This is a genomic window from Cutibacterium sp. (assembly GCF_030525615.1).
Lineage (GTDB): Bacteria > Actinomycetota > Actinomycetes > Propionibacteriales > Propionibacteriaceae > Cutibacterium.
In genome coordinates this window covers 310,776-331,602 of record NZ_JAUNEJ010000003.1, presented here as the reverse complement: position 1 = coordinate 331,602, position 20,827 = coordinate 310,776, and the positions used below count along the sequence as shown (strand labels likewise).

Annotated in this window: 18 protein-coding genes and 1 pseudogene; 4 read left to right on the top strand and 15 right to left on the bottom strand. The window is 59.9% G+C overall.

The genetic code is table 11. The features are described 5' to 3' along the window. From Q4B98_RS06925 to dacB, 8 genes and pseudogenes are all read right to left on the bottom strand, one after another. Positions 1–1,489 (bottom strand): annotated as a pseudogene (locus tag Q4B98_RS06925) (hypothetical protein); the annotation flags it as partial. A 508-nt stretch (positions 1,490–1,997) separates the two neighbouring features. Then, on the bottom strand, positions 1,998–2,585 hold the full coding sequence (gene folE, locus Q4B98_RS06920; protein WP_368492320.1) for a GTP cyclohydrolase I FolE: 588 nt from the start codon (positions 2,583–2,585) through the stop codon (positions 1,998–2,000). A 67-nt stretch (positions 2,586–2,652) separates the two neighbouring features. Beyond that, positions 2,653–2,937: a hypothetical protein gene (locus Q4B98_RS06915; RefSeq protein WP_303196370.1), complete on the bottom strand. Its 285-nt coding sequence runs from the start codon at positions 2,935–2,937 to the stop codon at positions 2,653–2,655. A gap of 95 nt (positions 2,938–3,032) precedes the next feature. Next, positions 3,033–5,192 (bottom strand): ATP-dependent zinc metalloprotease FtsH, encoded by a 2,160-nt coding sequence (ftsH, locus tag Q4B98_RS06910; protein ID WP_303196369.1) that lies wholly within the window; start codon positions 5,190–5,192, stop codon positions 3,033–3,035. A 270-nt stretch (positions 5,193–5,462) separates the two neighbouring features. Beyond that, entirely contained in the window at positions 5,463–6,890 is a 1,428-nt protein-coding gene (aldA, locus tag Q4B98_RS06905) for an aldehyde dehydrogenase (RefSeq protein WP_303196368.1), read from the bottom strand. A gap of 204 nt (positions 6,891–7,094) precedes the next feature. Further along, the gene (gene hpt, locus Q4B98_RS06900; protein ID WP_303196367.1) at positions 7,095–7,649 is read right to left on the bottom strand and encodes a hypoxanthine phosphoribosyltransferase; all 555 of its coding nucleotides are present in this window, start codon (positions 7,647–7,649) and stop codon (positions 7,095–7,097) included. Between the two features lie 27 nt (positions 7,650–7,676). Next, positions 7,677–8,615 (bottom strand): tRNA lysidine(34) synthetase TilS, encoded by a 939-nt coding sequence (tilS, locus tag Q4B98_RS06895; protein ID WP_303196366.1) that lies wholly within the window; start codon positions 8,613–8,615, stop codon positions 7,677–7,679. Continuing rightward, positions 8,615–10,009 (bottom strand): D-alanyl-D-alanine carboxypeptidase/D-alanyl-D-alanine-endopeptidase, encoded by a 1,395-nt coding sequence (gene dacB / locus Q4B98_RS06890; RefSeq protein WP_303196403.1) that lies wholly within the window; start codon positions 10,007–10,009, stop codon positions 8,615–8,617. Before dacB ends, tilS begins: the two co-directional genes overlap by 1 nt. 106 nt (positions 10,010–10,115) lie before the next feature. On the opposite strand from dacB, the gene Q4B98_RS06885 reads away from it, so the two are divergent. Beyond that, positions 10,116–10,676: an inorganic diphosphatase gene (locus Q4B98_RS06885; RefSeq protein ID WP_303196365.1), complete on the top strand. Its 561-nt coding sequence runs from the start codon at positions 10,116–10,118 to the stop codon at positions 10,674–10,676. A 136-nt stretch (positions 10,677–10,812) separates the two neighbouring features. Next, positions 10,813–11,826 (top strand): TRM11 family methyltransferase, encoded by a 1,014-nt coding sequence (locus tag Q4B98_RS06880; RefSeq protein ID WP_303196364.1) that lies wholly within the window; start codon positions 10,813–10,815, stop codon positions 11,824–11,826. A gap of 5 nt (positions 11,827–11,831) precedes the next feature. Here Q4B98_RS06880 and Q4B98_RS06875 read toward each other — a convergent pair whose 3' ends face one another. Further along, positions 11,832–12,821, bottom strand: coding sequence for an alpha/beta fold hydrolase (locus tag Q4B98_RS06875; protein ID WP_303196402.1), 990 nt, complete (start codon positions 12,819–12,821; stop codon positions 11,832–11,834). 45 nt (positions 12,822–12,866) lie between these two features. On the opposite strand from Q4B98_RS06875, the gene Q4B98_RS06870 reads away from it, so the two are divergent. After that, positions 12,867–13,352, top strand: coding sequence for a histidine phosphatase family protein (locus tag Q4B98_RS06870; RefSeq protein WP_303196363.1), 486 nt, complete (start codon positions 12,867–12,869; stop codon positions 13,350–13,352). A 17-nt stretch (positions 13,353–13,369) separates the two neighbouring features. Here Q4B98_RS06870 and Q4B98_RS06865 read toward each other — a convergent pair whose 3' ends face one another. Then, positions 13,370–14,284, bottom strand: coding sequence for a hypothetical protein (locus tag Q4B98_RS06865; protein WP_303196362.1), 915 nt, complete (start codon positions 14,282–14,284; stop codon positions 13,370–13,372). Positions 14,285–14,418: 134 nt separating this feature from the next. Here Q4B98_RS06865 and Q4B98_RS06860 point away from each other — a divergent pair, with 134 nt between their 5' ends. Then, positions 14,419–14,619 carry a hypothetical protein gene (locus tag Q4B98_RS06860; RefSeq protein ID WP_303196361.1) on the top strand — a complete coding sequence of 67 codons (201 nt, stop codon included), beginning with the start codon at positions 14,419–14,421 and terminating at the stop codon, positions 14,617–14,619. A gap of 497 nt (positions 14,620–15,116) precedes the next feature. Here Q4B98_RS06860 and Q4B98_RS06855 read toward each other — a convergent pair whose 3' ends face one another. The 5 genes from Q4B98_RS06855 to Q4B98_RS06835 all read right to left on the bottom strand — a co-directional run bounded on the left by Q4B98_RS06855 (position 15,117) and on the right by Q4B98_RS06835 (position 20,797). After that, the gene (locus Q4B98_RS06855) at positions 15,117–16,466 is read right to left on the bottom strand and encodes an FAD-dependent oxidoreductase (protein WP_303196360.1); all 1,350 of its coding nucleotides are present in this window, start codon (positions 16,464–16,466) and stop codon (positions 15,117–15,119) included. A gap of 588 nt (positions 16,467–17,054) precedes the next feature. Then, positions 17,055–17,399 carry a hypothetical protein gene (locus Q4B98_RS06850; RefSeq protein ID WP_303196359.1) on the bottom strand — a complete coding sequence of 115 codons (345 nt, stop codon included), beginning with the start codon at positions 17,397–17,399 and terminating at the stop codon, positions 17,055–17,057. Positions 17,400–17,712: 313 nt separating this feature from the next. Further along, the gene (locus Q4B98_RS06845) at positions 17,713–18,939 is read right to left on the bottom strand and encodes a family 20 glycosylhydrolase (RefSeq protein WP_303196358.1); all 1,227 of its coding nucleotides are present in this window, start codon (positions 18,937–18,939) and stop codon (positions 17,713–17,715) included. A gap of 38 nt (positions 18,940–18,977) precedes the next feature. Next, complete coding sequence (locus tag Q4B98_RS06840) at positions 18,978–19,871, bottom strand: carbohydrate ABC transporter permease (protein ID WP_303196357.1); 894 nt, start codon at positions 19,869–19,871, stop codon at positions 18,978–18,980. Continuing rightward, positions 19,868–20,797: a carbohydrate ABC transporter permease gene (locus Q4B98_RS06835; RefSeq protein ID WP_303196356.1), complete on the bottom strand. Its 930-nt coding sequence runs from the start codon at positions 20,795–20,797 to the stop codon at positions 19,868–19,870. Before Q4B98_RS06835 ends, Q4B98_RS06840 begins: the two co-directional genes overlap by 4 nt. Between the last annotated feature and the right edge of the window lie 30 nt (positions 20,798–20,827).

Genomic DNA, 20,827 nt, shown 5'->3' with positions numbered 1-20,827 from the left:
TCACCTGAGCACCCTCAGGAACCGTCCCCGTCACCCGGGCAACATCACCAAACTCAGCACCCACCTGAGCCGACTTATCAGCAACCGTCGTCACCTTCACCGGCACCGGCTTCGGAGTCACCGTGGTGACCTCATCAGCAGCACCACACGCACCCTTCGCCAACACCGTGCCATCAGCATCCGTGAGCGTCTCCACCCAGTAATACGTGCCAGCCTGCTCCACAGTCACCTTCGGAGAAGCAACCTCAACAGCATCCGTATGCGTCCCCGCAGGAACCGCAACCGGCTTCGTCGTGGCCACCGGAGCAGTACACACATTGGCCACATCACCCTTACGGAACACCTGGAACGTCACCTGAGCACCCTCAGGAACCGTCCCCGTCACCCGGGCAACATCACCAAACTCAGCACCCACCTGAGCCGACTTATCAGCAACCGTCGTCACCTTCACCGGCTGTGGCTCTGGTTCTGGAGCCGGGTAATCCGGTATACCGGGCTGGTGAGCGGCCAAGACACGCTGGAAGTTCTGCCCGGAATTGCCCGGCTTAACGGAGTAATCCAGCGGAGCCATGACCGTGATGTACTCCTCAGGCGCAGCCTGGGGGATTCCACCCTTCCACTCGAAAAGCAACGCGTTATCGTGCGGCTCGGTGTTACCCTTTAACAGCAGAGTTGATTTTACTTTCCACTGCGGAACGTACTCATATCCCGTCAGATTCCGGAACTTTTCCTTGGTCAGGGTAGTCGTCAGGCCACGGTTTGAGGGATTGTTCGGCTTTATCACTACCTCATATTCCGGAAATGCCGCTTTACCCTGCTCCCAGAAGTTAGAAACCTGCCTCGTGAAACCAGTGTCGGATGCACCTGCCGCTCCTCGCGCGGGCCGACTACCATTGGTGTAGAAGTTAGCCGGAGCAGACTCTCCACGCCACGAGTTCAGGAGGATTGCGAGCGCCGTGGAGAGATCCTTCATTTCCTGATGATCTTGCGCCTTCCAAGCTTCTCCAAGCTTTTTAGCGACGTTGACTACCGCGTCTTTTTGATGACCATCAAATGGAATCTCGTTGAATAGAGAACCCGACTTCTTAACATCTTCGATGTCGATCGATGTGACGCGATCCAGCTTTCCTGGGTCGGTGTACTGAGTATTGAAAGGATATTTCGCGTCAGGGTCTATACACCAGCCGTAATGCTCCTGCCCATCCCTGGTAATGGCAGGAGTCGAAAGGAACTGATTGGGTCCAAAAGGATCGACCGGGTTCCCTCCAGAGAATTGCCAACCGTAGATGTCACGGTTTGTAAAATCTGGCTGAGCCTTCAAGACCGCTTCCCGATCATAGAACTTATAATCGTCACCGGGAAGGCCTACAAGCCCTCCACCCTCAAAGTCGGCCGCCTCGGCACTCACAGGCTGCAAACCAACGACAGCCAGAGCGACAGCGAGTATCGCTGTAACTATCCGCCATAAATGACCGCGAATAGATCTCATTGATTTTCCCATCTCAAAAGTAGATGCTGTTTTCTAACAGTAAACATTGCTTACATTGGCCCAGTTTTTCGATGGCTGCACTCCTGATACGTTGGTCTCTTTTTCAACCACCCTGCACCAAGCGGATCGTATGACGATCATCGGCACGATACGCCATTTTTGATACTCGCGAGACGCAGGCTAGCGTGTTAACACCGTACCATATTTCCCAACGATGAGACGCAACTGCGCACGCGCCTCATGGATTGGGTACTTAAGTACTACAAATAGTGGATGCTGTGTCGCTAAACGGTTCATAGCGTTACCGAAACGACTGTCCGCGTACGGACGCAGCGCAACTGGTCGGTCCAACTGATCTCGATCAAGCTGACATGCCACCACGTCCACATCTCTCACGAGATCTCACATGCCTGCCGCACGAGACCGATCATGGATCTCAAAGCGTCTAATCGGACAGTTCGCTCACCGTGTTACTCCCTGCAGACATCAGCAACATCGTCCGCAGCTGTCACCGCCCGGTAATCAACCCCATCGCCTCTGCCCGCGTCGCAGGGTTTCGCAAGATCCCTCGCACTGCAGAGGTCACCGTCCTGGCCCCTGGCTTGCGAACTCCTCGCGTCGTCATGCACATATGCTCAGCTTCAACGACCACGATCACCCCACGCGCATCCAAGTACTCCACCAACGCGTCTGCCACCTGAGTCGTCAATCTCTCCTGCACTTGCGGGCGACGAGCGTAGACCTCCACCAACCTGGCGATTTTGCTCAACCCGGTCACTCGACCATCCTTGGCCGGGATGTACCCCACGTGTGCTACTCCCACAAAGGGCAGCAAGTGGTGTTCACACATCGACTGCATTTCAATATCACGCACCAAGACCATCTCATCGTGAGAGATGTCGAAGGTCGTCGCCAAGAGTTCACCGGGGTCTTGGTGCAATCCGCCAAAGAGCTCCTCAGCAGCCTTGGCGACTCGGCCCGGGGTATCGCGTAACCCCTCCCTGTCTGGGTCCTCACCAATAGCCACAAGGAACTCACGCACTGCGGCTTGTGCCCGGGTGACGTCGACGGAACGAATGGGGGTTGACTGGCTCACCTAACTCATCCTAGGGGTCCCGAACGTCTACCGTTGCGACCCCGCGATCAACAAGGCCTGCACCGCGTCACACGGTGCGCAGCTCGACGATGGTTTTCGCCACCACAAAAAGTGCGGCAATCACGGTCCCGACTTGCGCTCCAAGCTGAGCGTCGCCATAGGACACAGAAAATGCTATTGGACATGCCACAAGACCCCAGTCTTTGCCCTTGTCTGAGGGCAAAGACCGACCGGCGCGGCGGGCGCAGAGCATCAGACCGACGCGCGCAATGACACCTTCAGTGAGGAAAAGGACGTACTCACACCGGCCAAGAAATATGACATTGCCCGGCTGCCAGCCCAACAGCACCACACCAATCAGTGTGAACAGGTTGTAAAAGAGATAACGCAGTACGCCGTCCGTTTCGCCCGCTGCACTGCAGTCTCCTCGGGGTTAGTCCTTATTCCTCAAGACCTGGGTGGTCCCCACGGGGTTCCACCTGATGGAGGCTGAGGGCCCTCACCCGGCTGAGTGGGTCCCGGAGTCGGGGGCTGAGGCGGCTTTCCTCCCCCAACGCTCGGCGGCTGCCAATCGGATGGCGGCTCCCACTCGCCAGGGTTGTCCCCGGGCAAGTCACCGCCTGGTTCAGGAGCCGGTGGGGCAATGACACCACGGCGCGGACCGCCAACCTCCGGAGCATCCTCCTCCACACCGGCAACCTGCGGCGGCTTGACCGGCGGGATGGAGGAAGGCACGCGCTTGTCTGATCCTGTGAAAGCGCCGCGCTCGGGCCACCGCTTCAACGGCTTGAATATCTCAGCAACCTCGGCCTTGCTTAGCGTCTCCTTGGCAAACAGCTGGCGGACGAGTTCGTCAAGGACCTCACGGTTGGCGTCCAAGCACTCGAAAGCTTCCTGATGAGCGTTTTCAAGTAGGTCGCGCACCTCGTCGTCAATGATCTTGGCAGTCTCGTCAGAGTAGTCACGCTGCTGGCCGGCAGTCATACCGAGGAACGGTTCAGTGTCCCCCGACCCCAGCTGAACAGTGCCGATACGAGCCGACAGGCCGTACTGGGTGACGATTGCTCGAGCCACCTTGGTGGCCTTCTCGATGTCGTTCGAAGCGCCCGTCGACGGGTCGTGGAAGATGAGTTCCTCTGCGGCACGACCACCGAGCATGTAGGCCATCGAGTCGAGCAACTCGCTTCGCGTCTGGGAGTACTTGTCAGCATCAGGCATGACCATCGTGTAGCCAAGTGCCCGGCCACGCGGCAGGATCGTGATCTTCTGCACCGGGTCGGTACCGGGCATGGCTGCGGCTACCAAGGCATGACCGCCCTCGTGGTAGGCCGTCACGAGCCGTTCATGCTCGTTCATGAGACGAGTCTTCTTCTGCGGGCCAGCAATCACTCGGTCAATCGCTTCATCGAGCTCCGCATTGCCGATCACCGGCAGGTTGGAACGAGCCGTCAACAGGGCAGCCTCATTGAGAACGTTGGCGAGGTCGGCACCCGTCATGCCAGGGGTACGGCGGGCGATCGAGGTCAGGTCCACATTGTCGGCCATCGGTTTGCCCTGGGCATGTACCTTGAGGATCTTGAGACGGCCATCGAGATCCGGCGCCTCCACCGCAATCTGACGGTCGAAACGACCAGGACGCAGCAGCGCCGGGTCAAGGACGTCGGGACGGTTCGTCGCTGCGATGAGGACGACGCCAGCGTGGGCGTCAAAACCGTCCATCTCGACGAGCAACTGGTTCAAGGTCTGCTCGCGCTCATCGTGGCCACCACCCATGCCAGCACCACGGTGTCGACCAACAGCGTCGATCTCATCGATAAAGATGATCGCAGGGGCAGCTTCCTTCGCTTGCTCGAAGAGGTCACGCACACGCGACGCGCCGACACCAACAAACATCTCGACGAAATCCGAGCCGGAGATGGAGTAGAACGGCACTCCGGCCTCACCGGCGACCGCTCGGGCCAGCAGAGTCTTACCAGTGCCAGGAGGGCCGTACAACAGGACGCCCTTGGGGATCTTTGCGCCCACCCGCTGGAACTTCCCCGGTTCGGAGAGGAACTCACGGATCTCCTGCAACTCGTCGATCGCCTCCTGACAACCGGCAACATCGGAGAACGTGGTCTTGGGAGTGTCCTTGGACCCCACCTTGGCCCTGGACTTGCCAAATCCCATGACGCCGCCGCGGCCACCCATGCCTTGAGCCGCATTCATCGCCCACAGGAAGAACACCAGGATGATGATGAAGGGCAGGAAGTTGATGAGCAGGGCCTTCCAGACACTCTGCCCGGGGTTCTCGCCCTGCCACGACTCAAGTGTCTTGTCCTTGACGCGCTCGTCCAACTTATTCACGAGCTGATCGGACTGATTGCCGACCCAATTCGAGCGGTACTTCTTGTCCTGGGTCTCGGTGATCTCGATGACCTGGTCACCGTCGGTCAGCGTGACATTCTTCAGCTTCTTATCGCTGTTGATGATGCTGACGGCCTCTGAGGTTGGGATGTCCTGATACCCCTTGCCAGACGAGGCGAACTGCATGAAGACGATAATCAAGCCAATGCACAACAGGATCCAGATCAGAGGACCTTTGAAGATGCGGGAAGCGTTTTTCATGAACTACCTAGGAGCACGGGTGGGTGGGGACTCAGAGCGCCACGATACCAGCGCATGACAACATCGCATCTTTCAAGCACGCCGTACCGCATAGCGGTCATTTCAACCAGCCGCCACGCACAAACATTCCACCCCACTGTCGTTGCGATGATCGGGCCTTCCCTCCATCGCGCCGAGATGGGCACCAACGCCCCACCTGAGCCAATGCCCCTGAGGACGTGTCCCGGGCCACGAAGGACTGAAGCCATAAGCGACCCGGGACACATCCACTCACGCCTCGATGTAGACCACCTGAGTGCGGGTGTATTCGTACAGACCGTGCTTGCCGTCGGCACCGCCAATACCAGATCGACGGGTGCCAGCGTGGAATCCCTGCATGGCCTCGAAGTTCTCGCGGTTGATGTAGGTCTCCCCGAAGTCAATCTCTCGCATACCCTTCATGGCCGCAGCCAAATCGCGGGTGTACAGCGACGACGTCAGCCCGAAATCAGAATCGTTGGCCTTCGCAATCGCCTCATCGAAATCGTCGACGACGACGATCGGCAGGACCGGCCCGAAGATCTCCTCCTGGATGATCTCGGAGTCCTGCTTGACATCGGTGAGAACCGTCGGGCGGAAGAACGCTCCCTTGCCACGATCGTCACGCCCTCCCCCAGTCGTCACGATGGCTCCGGCCTCAACCGCACGCTGCACCATGGCCTCGATACGGTCGACCGCACCAGCATTGATCTGGGCACCCATGTCGAGTCCCTCATCCACCCCTGGCACACCAACCTTCGTGGCAGCCATGGCGTCGGTCATCCGGGAGATAAACTCGTCGGCGACGCCACGAGTGACGTAGACCCGTTCGGCGTTGTTGCAAACCTGACCGGCATTGATGACGCGCGAACCGTGAATGGCCTTGACAGCAAGGTCCAGGTCGGCGTCATCCAGGACGATCGCAGGAGCCTTGCCACCCAGCTCCAAGGACACCTTGGTGACATTGTTCGAGGCTGCGGACATGATCTGCTTGCCGACCGGAACCGATCCGGTGAACGACACAATCCCGGCGCGCGGGTCCCCCGCCATCTTCGAAGCGACCTTGCCCGAAGCCGACAGAATCGACACGACTCCCTTCGGCAGCCCGTAATCCGAGATCATTGTGGCGAACTGGAGGGCATTGATCGGAGTATCGGAGGCCGGTTTGATGACGGCGGTGTTGCCTGTCACCAGAGCCGGGGCGAGCTTGCGAGCGATGAGGAAGAACGGGAAGTTCCATGGCAAGATCCCGACCGCGACGCCAAGCGGCTTGCGAAGCATGAGAATGCGCTCATGGGGACGATCGGACTCCAGCACCTCGCCCTCAATACGCAACGCCCAACCTGCGGTGTAATCCAAGTAGTCGGCGGTGAAATCGACCTCGACGGCGGCCAGCTCGGGGGTCTTCGACTGCTCCGCCACCAGCGTGTCGATGAACATCTGTCGGTTCTCTCGCACCCCCGCCGCCATCCTGGAGACGAACGCGGCGCGCTGCGACGCCGGGGTCAGTGCCCAGGATTTCCGGGCCTCCCACGCCGCCGACATAGCGTCGTCGACGTCAGCCTCGGTGGCGCGTGGCACTCGGGCGATGACCTCATCAGTGGCGGGATTGACGACATCAAGAAGGTCGGCAGAATCCCGGAACTCCCCTGCGATCCAGTTGCTGTACGTGGTGACCATGATTCCTCCTGTCACATGGGCGCGCTGTCACATGGGCGCGTCGGTGCGCTGTCGGCAGTATCACCCATGACCAGCACGAGCGGAGGGGATTCGCCGAATCTCTTATATCGAAAGGCCACGAAACCCCGTCACCGCGCGCCGTCAACCTCTCACCGAGAAAACCGCCATCGCTTACCCGCGATGACGGTTTGGCTGTCAGGGCTGTCAGGAGTTGTAGATGTGCGGTGCCAACGTCGCCACGTCCGTGAGGTTGCGGTACTTGTCGGCGTAATCCAGTCCATATCCGACGACGAACTCGTTAGGAATGTCGAAACCGATGTATTTGACGTCCAGCGGGCACGTCACGGCGTCAGGCTTGCGGAACATCGCCATGATCTCGATGGAATTGGGGTTGCGGCTGCGCAGGTTCTGCACCAAATAGCTCAGGGTTAGGCCGGTGTCGATGATGTCCTCGACGATGAGAATGTCGCGGCCCTCGATGTCTTTGGTGAGGTCCTTGAGAATCCGCACCACCCCACTGGACTTCGTGCCAGCGCCATAAGACGACACCGCCATCCAGTCCATGGACATATGGGACTTCATCGCGCGGCACAAGTCCGCCATCGTCATGACCGCACCATTGAGCACGCCAACCATGAGGAGTTCTCGCCCGGCATAGTCGGCGTCGATCTGGGCAGCAACCTCGCGAATACGCGAAGCAACCTGCTCCTCGGTGAACAAAACGTGATCGAAATCTCCAGGAATGTCAGAAGCTCGCACGGGTTCAGCTTACCGATTCCGGACTGGTCACAAGCGTCGAGTGAGGTACAGAGTCCCGCGTCTGACCTCGACACGGCCTCCGGGAACGTCTACCCCGGCACCACCTGGGCCTTCCAACAACCCCAGCACAGCGTCAACGTGAACCATAGCCGCATCATCAGGCAGCCAATTCTTGACGACACGTCGAGCTAGCCCGGATTCCACACCTCGCAGCCCAGGCAGGGTTTCAGCCGTCACATGGTGGTCTCGCGCCCACTCGGCGGCGACTGCCGTAACGATGGCGTCCTCTCCTGCCAATAGAGCCGCGCTGCGGGCCAAGGACTCCGCCACCCCAGGTCCAAGAACATCCCTCATCACCGGCATGAGTTCAGTGCGCACTCTGGACCGCAAGAAGCGCGGGTCACTGTTGTGGGGGTCGTGCCACGGCTCAACCTGCCATTCTTCGCAGGCCTGCAGAGTCTGGACCCGGCGCACACCCAAAAGCGGGTGCCAGAACTGGCCTGCACGAGGCCGAATACCCGCCAACGACGTCGCCCCGGAGCCACGGGCCAAGGACAACAACACCTGCTCGGCCTGATCGTCGAGGGTATGACCAAGCAGAATCGGCGCTTCCCCGGCAACGTCGATGAGAGCTGCCCGGCGGGCAGTCCGAGCCGCCGCCTCTGGTCCATCAGGATCATTCGGATCGATCTCGACGCGACGCACGCAGGCGTCCATCCCTCGGTCGGCCAACACGTCTCGAGTGCGCGCTGCCACCTCCTGCGACCCATCTTGCAACTGATGATCGACGACGACGACCATCACTACGGCTCCGCAGCGACGCGCGGCCCACTTCGCCCCCAACGCCAGGGCGAGGGAATCCTGCCCGCCTGAACATCCGACGACGAACCGGTCGATTCCGCGAACCTCCCGTTCGACGGCTTGAGCAACCGTCAGGGCTGCTGGCCCGAGTTCATGTCGTGCCATCAGCGAGTGCAACCGCACCCGGCCACAGTGCCGTACACGGCATCAAGCCATGTTCGAGCGGAACCGTCAGTCTGGTTGATGATGAAGGAGGCAATGAGGATTCGCCCGTCAGCGTCACGCAGCCATCCCGACATCGAAATAACTCCGTTCAGGCTGCCGGTCTTAGCGTGAACCACGCCACGCGCCGCTGCTGTGCTCGGGTCTGAAAAACGCTTTTCCAGGGTGCCTGAAACCCGACTGACGGGAACTGCATTAGTCACCGGCTGCAGCTTCGGGGTCGTCAGAACTTTCTGCCAGACGTGAGAGAGCATGGCGGCCGTAATCCGGTTGCCGCGTGACAGCCCCGACCCGTCCTGGAAGCCCGCGCCGTCCTGCCAGGCTCCCAGGTTCGTGAGGTGCTCCTTGAGGGCCTGCGAGGCACCCGCGAATGAGCCTGGCTTCCCGCTCGCAAGAGCCATCTGACGACTCAACACCTCGGCGGCGGAATTGTCGGACTCTTGTAACGTGCGAGTAATGATGTCCTCCACCGGGATGGACTGAACCGCAGCAATCTGCTTGTCGGACTCGCTCGCCTTGTGTCGAGTCGCCGATCCCGTGACCTTGATCCCGGCGCTGCGAAGCTGACTGATGAAGGTATTCGTCGCCATCACGGCCGGGGTCTTGTTTCGAGCCCACGGGTTGTTTTTCACCATCCCTTCGTCAACCCACAACGCAGTGATCGGGGTGACCTCCGAGGCGTAGTTGTCGGCAGGCCATGTGCTGTTCCAGGCAGGGCCAGAGAACAAGGTGTCGTCGTAACTGACGGTGACCGACGTCGTGCCCGCTTTCTTGAGGGCCGCAGCGGTGCTCTTGGCGAGCTGTTCCATCGACGGGTATTCGGGGTACTTGTCGGACGCTGTGGACCGCAAGTAAGGATCGCCGCCGCCGACCAAGGTCAATGCGGACCCGTCCGCGACAACCTTCGTCGTGTAGCGGTGCCCGGCGTCTGTGGAATCCAGCAGCGCGACCGCAGTCATGACCTTGGTGTTCGAGGCAGGAATCAAAGGAGTGTTCTGCCCGGATTGGTAGAGGGTTTCTCCGGTCGCGGCATCCATGATGTGAGCGCTGAGCACGCCCGGGGGCGCACCGACAGCTTTGACCCGGTTGGCAACGGTTACAGCCACAGGCTTGGCTGATGGAGTTTTCGGAACCGCCGCAGCGACAACACCCCGGCCAGGCTGCACCGCCGGTGCGCTGCTCTTGTGTTGGTGAGGCAGGAGACTGTGTTTGGCCTCGTTCGTCGACGGCCCCATCCGCACAGCGGCGACCACCACAGCGAGCACGACAATGACGGTCACGGCGACGCCGACAACCACAGGGACCCATGCCCGCGCTCGACGCGGTGACTCGGGAATACCGTGTTTCGGCTTACGTTGATCTGACTGTGACACGAAAAATCCCCCTTGCAACCGGATACAGTGTCGACCATCACCGTGTCCAAACACAAGAAGAGGGGCCTTCGTGACTGACGATTTCACCAACCCATTCCAGGAAGAAGATCTCGATAGCTTGCACTTTGATGTAACGATCGAGATTCCGCGCGGCAACAAGAACAAGTACGAGATGGACCACAAGACCGGTCGTATCCGTCTTGATCGTACATTGTTCACCTCTACTCAGTACCCGTACGACTATGGCTACATTGAGGGAACGCTGGGCGAGGACGGCGATCCGTTGGACGCCTTGGTCCTTCTCACCGAACCCACCTTCCCCGGCTGCCTCATTGAATGCCGCGCGCTGGCCATGTTCCAGATGCAAGACGAGATGGGCGGCGATGACAAAGTGCTGTGTGTCCCAGCTGATGACCCCCGTCACGCCAACCTCATCGACCTCGACGATGTTGGCAGCATGACGCTTATGGAGATCGAGCACTTCTTCACCGTCTACAAGGATCTCGAGCCCGGAAAGTCGGTCGAGGGTGCCACCTGGACCGGACGTGAAGAGGCTGAGGCCGAGATCAGGGCCTCGATTGAGCGGGCCAAAGGCACCTCCTACGAGCACCTACAGGTCAACTTGGCCTGACGCCTACACTCGACTCCCTGACACCCGCCCCGATACCGGGAGTCTCACCAACACACCGCAATCGGCGACCGCAAGGCAGCAGTCGCCGATTGCTGTTTGTTCGGCATATCAGATCGGCCATGACACAATGTCAGCCATGTCCGAGACCCTCATCCTGCTTGCCCCTGCTGCCAATCACGTTTATGCCGGGCAGGCGGGGCGGCTGTGCGCGGCAGAGTTGGCCATTACCTGCCCGAATGCCACATCAGTCTCACCGGTCTCAGTGGCGGGGGTCGAGTACCTCGCCGTGAGCAGCGATGAACCATTTGGCCCCACGGATGTGGCTGCCGTGGCACGGTCCTCCGCCGCTCTCGCCTGCTTCGAACGTCATGGCAGCCTGCTGGCTCCTCTTGAGCTGCCGCAAGTCGACGTCGTTGATGAGGATCTCGTCACCATCCCCAAGTACCGTGGCAAGACCAACGAGCAGTTCACCCGACTGCTGCTCAACCTCACTGTTGCAAGCCTCGACGACCGCTGCGCCACCCGTCGCGACGAGGGGCAGAGGCTGGCTATTCTCGACCCGCTGGCCGGACGCGGCACCACCTTGGAATGCGCATGGATGGCCGGTCACAACGGATTTGGGGTGGAACAAGATTCCAAGGCGGTCGAGGCGATGGCTGCCCACGTCACCACGTGGCTGCGGCGCAAGCGTCTCAAGCACAGCTGCGGCACCCATCCGGTGCGTCGTAACGGTCGCTCCATCGGCAAGCGATTTGACGCCGAGCTGCGGCTGCCGAAAGCCGAACCTTTAACGATGGGCGTTTTCACCGGCGACGCCACGGACTCGGCGGCACTATGGGGACGCAAAACCTTCGACGCCATCGTCACCGACGCTCCTTATGGAATCGTGCATGGATCCCACAGTGGCTCGTCACGACGTCGCTCCCCCGCTGATTTGTTGCGCGAAGCCGTTCCAGTGTGGACCGGACAGTTACGCCACGGGGGTGCGCTGGGAATATCGTGGAACACCCTTGGTCTGTCACGAGAAGACCTCGTGGCGATCCTGTCTGACGCTGGCCTGACTGTCCTTGACGACGACCTGTGGCGTCAATTTAGCCATCGCGTGGACTCGTCGATCCACCGCGACCTTGTCGTCGCCGTCAAGAGCTAGCAAGGTCAGGAGAACAGCTGCTCCATCACCACGAGCTGATTCCAGAGCTGGAAATCTTCGCCAGCCTTGTGCCCAGCAAAGGGGTAGATGTCGATGTGCTTGTCAGTAACCTCTCCGTTACCCCAGGCGTTGTATGCAGCCCATACGGACGAGGGCGGCACTACCTGATCCATCATCGCGACCGAGAACCAGGTAGCGATGCGTGCCCGGCGAGCGAAATGCAGACCGTCGAAATACCCGAGAGTTTCAAAAGCACGCTCGTACAGCGGCGGGTGAGCAGCCAAATACTGAACAACCTCCAGATACGGACCAGCCATGGCTACGTCGCAACTGCGCCTCATATGGCACAGGTACGGTGCGTCAACGAATGCGCCGGCCAGCTTGACGCCACGCATTGCCGCCAGTCCGGACATTGCAATCGCCTGGCCGCCCCCCTGAGAGTGGCCGAGAACGACGATTCTGTCGGGATCGACGAGATCCAGCTGTCGCGAAGCCTCAAGACAACGGAAATCGTCAGTGAATAACCGACGGTAGTAGTGGCCATGGGGGTCAGACAGGGACTGCGTCATGCACCCGGGAGCACCGGAACCCTCATTAATATCCGGGCAATTCTCCGTCAATGCTGGATGGCCCGACCCTTGGCCGCGCGGATCAACAACAATATGAGCATAACCGGCTGCAGCAAAAGCAGAGCCAATCGGCACACCTCGTGAAGCCCCATACCCGATGAACTCGATAACAAGGGGCAATGGCCCTTTCGCCCCAGCCGGAGCATGGAGCCAACCGTCCACTCGACTGCCTTGGTATCCCGCCCAAGACAAATCCCAGGTATCGACCAGAGTCTGATGGTTTTCGAAAGGCTCTGCCGTCAGATCGACGGGAATGCCGGCGTGTTCGTCGAGGGTCTCAGCCCAGAAGGCGTCAAACCCTTCCGGTTCGGGAACGTTTGGGCGGTAGTTACGCGCCTCGTCAATACTCATATCCGTGAGCGGCATATCAACATCGTAGACCAGAGCGACTATGGATGTAACGATGGGTTCATGCACACCTTGTTCCTCATGAGACACGCACAGCCCGCATCTCACGCCGCAGGTGGGGACCGAGAACGTCCCCTTACCGACCTGGGGCGTCGTCAGGCCCGGGAGGTCGGAATGCGCCTCGGCCTGCGCAATATTGGGCATGCGCTGGTGTCTGACGCCGTGCGCACCCGGCAGACCTGGGACTGCCTCCAGCTGGATTGTCCGGTGGAGTTCATGCGGGCGCTGTACTACTGCGGCACCGACACCATGCGTCAGCGCATTGGAGAAATCGGTGACGAGATCGACAATCTGCTTGTCATCGCCCACGCCCCCACAATCCCTGGCCTGGCGACACAACTGGCCGCGATGAGCGGGGCCGAGGAGGAGGTTGGCTGCTGGTATCCGCCGGCCACCCTGACCGAAGTCGAGGTCGACGGCAGCTGGTCTGATCTGACTGACGAATACTTCGACAAAGTGCGTCTGGTCGGAGTTCAGCGACCGCTGTAACCTGCTCCAACGCTCATTTAGCGCAGAATATGGACAACAGCGGCCACGCCGCCGGTGCAGGTGGTGTAGGTCTCCTCCGTCTTGCACTTCATGGTGTAGTCCTTACCCGTCACCGGGCTATGGGCAAACACCTCATACTCGCCTTGTTCGCCCGCTGGTATGGCCTTGGCCACTTCGAGGGCGAACGGGCACGACGTCGTTCCCCCCGCACCGACCGTTGAGGAGCACACAGTGTCGCCGTTGGGAAGACTGTCGGCAACCTGGCGCGCACTCGAGGCCGGGGATTGCGGAGCGGAGGGAGCACTGGGTGCTGGAGAAGATTCCAGGACGCTTGGGGTCGAGTCGATGGACGCGGCCTCTTCTTGCGACTCCTGGGAGGCTGACTGCCCCGGCTGAGAACTGGCCGACGGGGTCGCCACCGGCGCGGGATCACCGTCCGAAGGCCCGCCAAAACCACCCGCAAACAGCAAGATGGCACCCAGGATGGCGAGCACGAGCAGCCCAATGCCCAAGCCAATGAGCACATTGCGGTGGCGGGAAGAATCGCCCGACGGTGGCGGCGGGTAGGCCGCAGGTGGGGTTGTCGGCGGCGAAGGCGGGGTGAAGACGGGGTTTTCCGGAACCGTCGCCATGGCACGAGTCCGCTCGGCCTCGGGGTCGCGGAACCAGTCATTGGGAAGCTGCGAGTTTCCGGCACCTCCGCCTTGGGGTGGCCGCTGCTGACCAAACCAAGGCTGACCGTTGGACCACTCCTGGTTGGTATTCCACTGTTGCGTCGGTGCGAAATCCTGCCACTGCTGAGTTGGTGTTGCGTCCTGCCAACCTCGTGGCTCCGAGGGAGTCTGAACCGGAGAGATCTGCCGGGTCGGGGCGTCATTGGGACTCACCGGACCTCGCGAGACCGTCTTGTCGAAAGAGCCGGGATCTGTCATGCGCACAGCGCCGGTCAGACGCAAGTCCAGCCCGCACTGTTTACAGGCATCGTCGTGCGCGCCCACTGGGGTGCCGCATCGCGCACAAAACATAGGTTCATCTCCGTCCATGAGTGGCGCGTCAAGGATATGGCATGTCCGCAAGGCGTTCGCGTCATGTCTCTGTCTCTGGTGGAAACTCCCTCGTCAAGGGTTTGGGGTTTCCCTTAGAAGTCACGCTGGCCACCCTCCGTGGCACCGACCCCACCGCCGCGCCTAATCACCACAACCGGGAACAGGCCAGCACCCCCGGGAACAAGCCCGCACACGAGCAAACCGGCCCGACAACCCAGTAAGCTTCACTCGCCCCTTCCATGGCAATCCGGACTCACAGCCGGGTCACTGCCACGCCAGATGGCAACACACCACACCACAAACCCAACTTCCACACAGCCCCAACTTCCACACAGCACCTACAGTCCGGCCACACCCTAGGATCGACACCGTGGAAAACCCGGCCCAACCTGACCCCTATGCCACCCTCCGTGGCACCGACCCCACGGCCGCGCCTAATCACCACAACCGGGAACAGGCCAGAAAAAGGACAGAACACCATCCTGCCGGCCCCACCGTGGCAGGGCTGGATGGGAACGCGCGTTGAAAACCACTAGGGCCTGGTCAGCGAGTCGCCGCCAAACACCGTCTGGTGGCTATTTTCCAGGCAGTAGTCAACTGGCTTTCCGACTGGGCAATGACGTCTGTCAGGGCGCAATTCCATTCGCGACTCAAGACCTTCGCACTCGAGACCCTCGAACCTGGGGCGAGACCGTCGATGAGATCAGAGCCCGCCCGATCAGAGCAAGTCGACGGCTTCTTGAGCAGCACGAGCACCGGCTCGTAGCGCACCCTCCATGTATCCATTGAAGGAGGAGGCGTACTCAGCGCCGGCGAAAAGCACCCGGCCCAAGGGCTGAGCGAGTATCGGGCCGGTCGTCGTCCAGAGGCTGGGAGCGAAGTGAGCTCCGTGGCAGCCTCCGGTGTACGGTTCAGCGAGCCAGTCGCGGTCGAGGTACTCGATCGGTGCGCTGGGAGCCTTACCGAAAGCGGACTCGACGACCTCCTCGAAGGCACGCTGACGCAGGCTGACTGAACGTTTGCCGTACCCAGAAGCCTCGGCACCTTCGAACATACCCATCAGGATTCCCCTGCCGGTCTCGTCGTCAGAGGTGTCGAAGAGAACGCGAACCGGACCCTCGTCGGCACCCATCTGACCAGAAGCCCCGGAAGCGCGCCACCACGGGCTGTCGTAGACGAGGAAGGCTTTGATGACATTGCCCGCAGGAATCTTTTCAGCCAGCTCAAGGCGCTCTGCCGGAAGGGCGGGTTCGAACTCGATGTCTTTGAGCAGACGCGGCGGGACGGTGACGATGACGCTGTGGCCCTGGTATTCGGTGCCGTTGGTCGTCGTGACGGTAACGGTGTCACCATCTGTACGGACGGAGCGAACCGGGCTGGAGAGTTTGAGATCATCGCCAAGACGCTCAGCCAGGTTGATAGCCACCTGGACGATACCGCCCTTGACACGCTGTTGCCTGACTCCACCGTTGACAGCGACGAAGGATTCCAGATCGACCCCGGCGTTGGCCTTTGTCAAACCGTCAAGAAGTGTGGTGTCGTCGGGGGAAATACCGAAGGCGCGATGGAACAGATCGAGGATGTAGGCGCGGCCAGCGTCAGTACGCACATTCGATGCCGCCCACTGGTTCAACGACTGGCTCAGCCAGGTGGCGTTCGCCGTCGTCCAGCCCTTGTTGTTGGCGACACGATCGGCCAGGCGGCGGAACCTCAGCAGGCCCTGACCCAGATCAGACAGCTCAAAGGGGCTGAGGGTCTGCGCAGATGGTGTGGAGGAATTCGCAAGATGGGACACCCGTCCGCGCGCCTTGACGACGACGTCACCTTGGGTGGGATCGACCAGCTCAAGCCCTTGCGATGCGATGAGGGAACGAAGATCCTCATGGCTCTCGGCGACCCATTGGCCGCCCATCTCAATGGCCTGCCCATTAGACAAATCGGCGTTCTCAAGGCGTCCACCGACCCGGGAACGAGCCTCCAGAACCACCACCGAATGCGCTGCGGATGCGAGTTCATGGGCGGCCGTCAGTCCGGCAAGGCCTGCGCCGATGATGATGCTGTCGTACATGCGTCCCCCTGCAATTCCGCTGGACTGCCGAACCAAGCCGCGACCTATGACACGCGGTACCTTGAATCGTACCGGTCGACGGTGATGTGTTGAGCACCAACCGTGCTCAATACCTTGGTTCGTCCTTTTTTGGTTAGTGAACGCCAGTCTACGTTGAGCGAGGCCCTGCGGTGGCTTTTTCACAATGCTCTGCCCAGCTCAACCCCTTGCTGCCTGAACTCTTTCGCACCTTTGACCTCACCGGCGTGCTCCAAGTGCTGGGGACCGGTTGGCCCGTGTCAAGCACTTCGATGACGTGTGATTCTGTGTGCTGGCTATCAGGGATGGTCACGTCGGGTTGAGGTTCACAACACTAGCTTGTCGTCGATGAGTGCTGCCCCAACATTCTGAGTGAACCGTGCAGTTGTCGTCGCCGCAAGCACAGAAGATAGCGCGTACTCGAGCAACAGAGAAGCTGCGGACACGACGAGAGGGCCGGGCAATACTGCCGACGATCTGCAGACGTAAAACCGACGCTCGCACTCAGACCGGCAGGTGACGACGGAATTAGCGATTTCTTACTCAGCCCCTTCTTATAAGGGGTGCGGGCTATCCGCCGCCTCGGGGCAGACTCAAGGTCTGGTCGACCGTGAGACCGTTGGGCATGGCGTGGGCAACTAGCAGGACCAGGCTCTCCTTGCGCCATTCGTTGATGTCAGAGACCATCATGCGAGTGGACTCCTCGTCCACCCCGTTGAACGGCTCAGCGAGGACGACGACGTCGAACTTCCCTGTCGTACACATGACGTACCACAGCCGTTTCGCGGTCCCCGTCGACAATGTGGATGTGCGGTAGTCAAACCATTCAGTGAGCCCATAATCCTTGGCGCGCGAAATCGGCTCGTCCCTGTCACAATCTGCCAACCGAGCGGCAAGAGTCAGGTGGTCGACCATGCTCAAATTGGGGTGCAAGGACGGTTTGGGGAATAGCCGAGCGTTAGGCCAATGGCCTCGATGGCAGGGCGAGAACGCGTTGTCTCGTCAACCATGTTGCACCTCCCAACAGAACGACGGTCAGTATGAGGCCGATCCAACCCACCGAGTGCATGGCTGTCATCAGGATGACAGCCATCATCGCTGTAGAGGCCACAACGCTGAGCAAGCCTTCGGATGTCGAGACCGGAACCGTGCCGTCTGGAAGAGCCTCGTCACTGGCGACGACAGCTGCGGCACCCCAGGCACACGCGATCGACGACCAAACAATGGTTCAGCCGCATGACCTCAGCCGACCCCACTCCTCACGAACGAGCGGTCCCAACTGTTCCCGAGACACCGAGTTGCCCCAGTACGCTCGCGCAGCGGCAGCCAAGATTCTGGGGAAGAGGAGATCAAGTGCGTGTTCTACCGTTGGAATGAACTCACACCACAGGCTGACGTTCACCCCGACCATGCGTGGGTCTGTCGGAAAGTGAAGGTCCAGGATCCGGTCAATCGGTAATGGGGGCTGCATACCGAAAGCGCCTGAGAAGCCCTCAGACGGCTCTCGGTTGAGGTACAGGTACTCCGCGTCGTAGAACACCCAAGGGTTCCCGCTCTTGCGCGCCGTATCCACGCCACAACCGTCCTGCCATCCACACACCAGGTCATCTTCCCGGAGCCCGGTAGCAACGGCTTCGTCCCACACTGCGCATGTCCGTCCGTGCGCGTCCAGCCGTCGCCTAGCAACGTCAGTGAATGCCTTCTGGATACCCGCACCGTCGGCGACGTCATGGGATTTCATCCAAGCCTGTGCGCTTCGAGAACCCTCCCAGAACACCATGTCACACTCGTCTCCACCGATGTGAACGACGTGCGAGGGAAAGAGGTCGCAGATTGAATCCACGGCAGCTTCAACGAAGCTAAATGCCTCATCAGATGGCCACAGCAGATCGTTTCGGAGGTTTTTCCCAGGTGTTGGGTCACCGATATGCGCGGTACCCGCCGTTATTTCAGGATTTCCCAATTCCGGATAAGCCAAGATAATGGCTTCCGCATGACCAGGCAGGTCAACCTCCGGCATGATCTCAATTCCATAGCCCTCTGCAACCTCCAACACTCTCTGAATGTCGTGGGCCGTGTAATAGCCCGAGTTGTCCGTACCGGCCCATTCGCACTGATACGACGCCAGCCGATTGCGATCGACATTGGTATATTCTGCGAAGTCCATGCGCTTGCAAGCACTCGAGACCTCCGTCACCCTCGGGTATCCCTTGACCGGGATACGCCAGCCGGAATTGTCCGTGAGGTGCCAGTGCAGCCGCGTGAAGTGATAGCGATGAAGCAGACTGAGCAGGTCAATGATGGTATCTACCGACCAGAATGTTCGGGAAGAATCCAACAGATACCCCCGCCACGGATAGACGGCCCGGTCCTCAATTCCCAACCGCTTGGCAGCTTCCGGCCCCGTCACCAAAGATGGTCCGAGACCATCAATCCTTTGGCATAGGCTTGTCATATCAATCACCTCACTCGCGAGCATCGTTGCCCCGGACGTCAGCCCTTGACAGCTCCAGCCGTCATGGTCTTGCCAAGTTTGGTCTGAACTAAGCTGAACAGCACGACGACGGGAATAGCCATGAGCGTGGCACCGGCCATGACACCGCCCCAGTCCGTGGTTTTGAGATCACCGGCCTGGAATGTCTGAATCCATATCGGCAGGGTATGAACAGAATCCTTGGACAACACAATGAGGGCCAGGGTGTATTCATTCCATGCGAAGAGGAACCCGAAGACAGCGGTAGCCACAATTCCTGGCAGCAAGAGGGGCAACGTCACCCGGAAGAAAGCTCCCAGTCGAGAACATCCATCAACCTGAGCAGCCTCCTCCAAATCGACCGGTATCGCATCCACATATCCGCGCATGATCCACGTCATAAACGGCACGTAGCTGCCTACGTAGAGAATCCCCAATCCAATCGCGGAGTTGAGCAACCCGAATGAGTCGAGCATCCGATACTGCGAGATGAAGAGAGCCTCAGCCGGAATCATCTGCACGACGAGGACGAGCACAACCATCATCGCACGGCCTCGGAACCGGTACCGTGACAGCGAGAACGAAAACATCAAGGCGAAAAGAGTCGCGAAGACAACGGTGATGAGAGAAACCGTCAGCGACATTCGCATGGCCGACCAGAAGGAACTGTCTGTCAGGATTCGATGGAAGTTCTGCAGCGTTCCGTTGGTGACGATAAATTTCGGAGGCTTCGACAACAAGGAAGAGTTGTCCTGGAAAGCCGATTTCACCATCCAGTACACCGGAATGAGCCATATCAAGGCGATGATGAGCGCGATCGCGCTGGCACGATGCCTCACCCTGTCTTTATAGGAGGCACGTTTGCGCGGCTTGGTCGCCGCAGAGACGACTGCGGGCTGTGTTGCTGTGCTCATGCGGCATCACCCTGGCGAAGAAGCATACGAATGTATCCGGCTGACAGCAGCAGGGTGAGCACCAGGATTACGGTGGCCAGTGCGGACGCAATACCGTAATTGCCCTGCGCAATACCCGTCTGGAAAACGTACGTACCGAGCAGGTTCGTCTCGGTCGTCACACCTCCAGACTGCTGGAGTACGTAGATCTGCGTGAAAACTTTGAGGTCCCAAATCACCTGTAGAACCGTCATCAAGGCAATGATCGGTCCCGCCGACGGCAACAAGACGTACCGCGTGATCTGGGCATTGGTGGCGCTGTCCATGTCCGCAGCCTCGATAACCTCACCAGGCACCTGGGCCATGGCTGCATAAATGGAAATCGTCGCCATCGGAATTGAGGCCCAAGTGATGAGGAGGGAAGCAACGGCGAAGAAGGTCCACGGTGACCCCGACAGCCAGTTGTAGCCGTCAACATCGGCACCAAGCTTCGTCAGCACATAGTTGACCGGGCCATAGTTCGGGTCGATGAGCCATTGCCACACCGTCAACGAAGCCAGCAATGGCATTCCCCACACCACGATTAACGTGCTGTTGAGGAAACCCCGGCCAAAGCCACCAGCGTGTAACAGGACCACTGCGAAAAGAATCGACAGGATCATCGTCAGGCCGGCGGTGACTATGCAGAACGCCAATGACCGTCCAAAAACCTGCCAGAAGTATGTGTCGGTCAGAATGGTTTTGTAGTTGTCCAGTCCCACCCAAGGGGCCGACTTACCAAACTGCTGAGCCAGGCCAAACTTCTGAAAGGACATGATGAACTGCTTCACCATGGGGTACCCGACGGCCACCAGGACGGCAATTATCCCCGGGGCCATGAGGAGGTAGGGCACCATCTTCCGTTTGCGACGCACCCACCTCACCTGCGTCGACGAATTGTGAGCCATGAATTTGTCCTGCCTGTATACGCGGGGTGC

Bases quoted from the DNA above. Each gene is read 5' to 3' on its own strand.
- Q4B98_RS06835 (WP_303196356.1), bottom strand. From the start codon at position 20,797: ATGGCTCACAATTCGTCGACGCAGGTGAGGTGGGTGCGTCGCAAACGG.
- tilS (WP_303196366.1), bottom strand. From the start codon at position 8,615: ATGGCACGACATGAACTCGGGCCAGCAGCCCTGACGGTTGCTCAAGCC.
- Q4B98_RS06840 (WP_303196357.1), bottom strand. From the start codon at position 19,871: ATGAGCACAGCAACACAGCCCGCAGTCGTCTCTGCGGCGACCAAGCCG.
- ftsH (WP_303196369.1), bottom strand. From the start codon at position 5,192: ATGAAAAACGCTTCCCGCATCTTCAAAGGTCCTCTGATCTGGATCCTG.
- Q4B98_RS06880 (WP_303196364.1), top strand. From the start codon at position 10,813: ATGTCCGAGACCCTCATCCTGCTTGCCCCTGCTGCCAATCACGTTTAT.
- aldA (WP_303196368.1), bottom strand. From the start codon at position 6,890: ATGGTCACCACGTACAGCAACTGGATCGCAGGGGAGTTCCGGGATTCT.
- Q4B98_RS06870 (WP_303196363.1), top strand. From the start codon at position 12,867: ATGCACACCTTGTTCCTCATGAGACACGCACAGCCCGCATCTCACGCC.
- Q4B98_RS06875 (WP_303196402.1), bottom strand. From the start codon at position 12,821: ATGCCGCTCACGGATATGAGTATTGACGAGGCGCGTAACTACCGCCCA.
- Q4B98_RS06860 (WP_303196361.1), top strand. From the start codon at position 14,419: ATGTCCGCAAGGCGTTCGCGTCATGTCTCTGTCTCTGGTGGAAACTCC.
- Q4B98_RS06845 (WP_303196358.1), bottom strand. From the start codon at position 18,939: ATGACAAGCCTATGCCAAAGGATTGATGGTCTCGGACCATCTTTGGTG.
- Q4B98_RS06855 (WP_303196360.1), bottom strand. From the start codon at position 16,466: ATGTACGACAGCATCATCATCGGCGCAGGCCTTGCCGGACTGACGGCC.
- Q4B98_RS06850 (WP_303196359.1), bottom strand. From the start codon at position 17,399: ATGGTCGACCACCTGACTCTTGCCGCTCGGTTGGCAGATTGTGACAGG.
- Q4B98_RS06865 (WP_303196362.1), bottom strand. From the start codon at position 14,284: ATGACAGATCCCGGCTCTTTCGACAAGACGGTCTCGCGAGGTCCGGTG.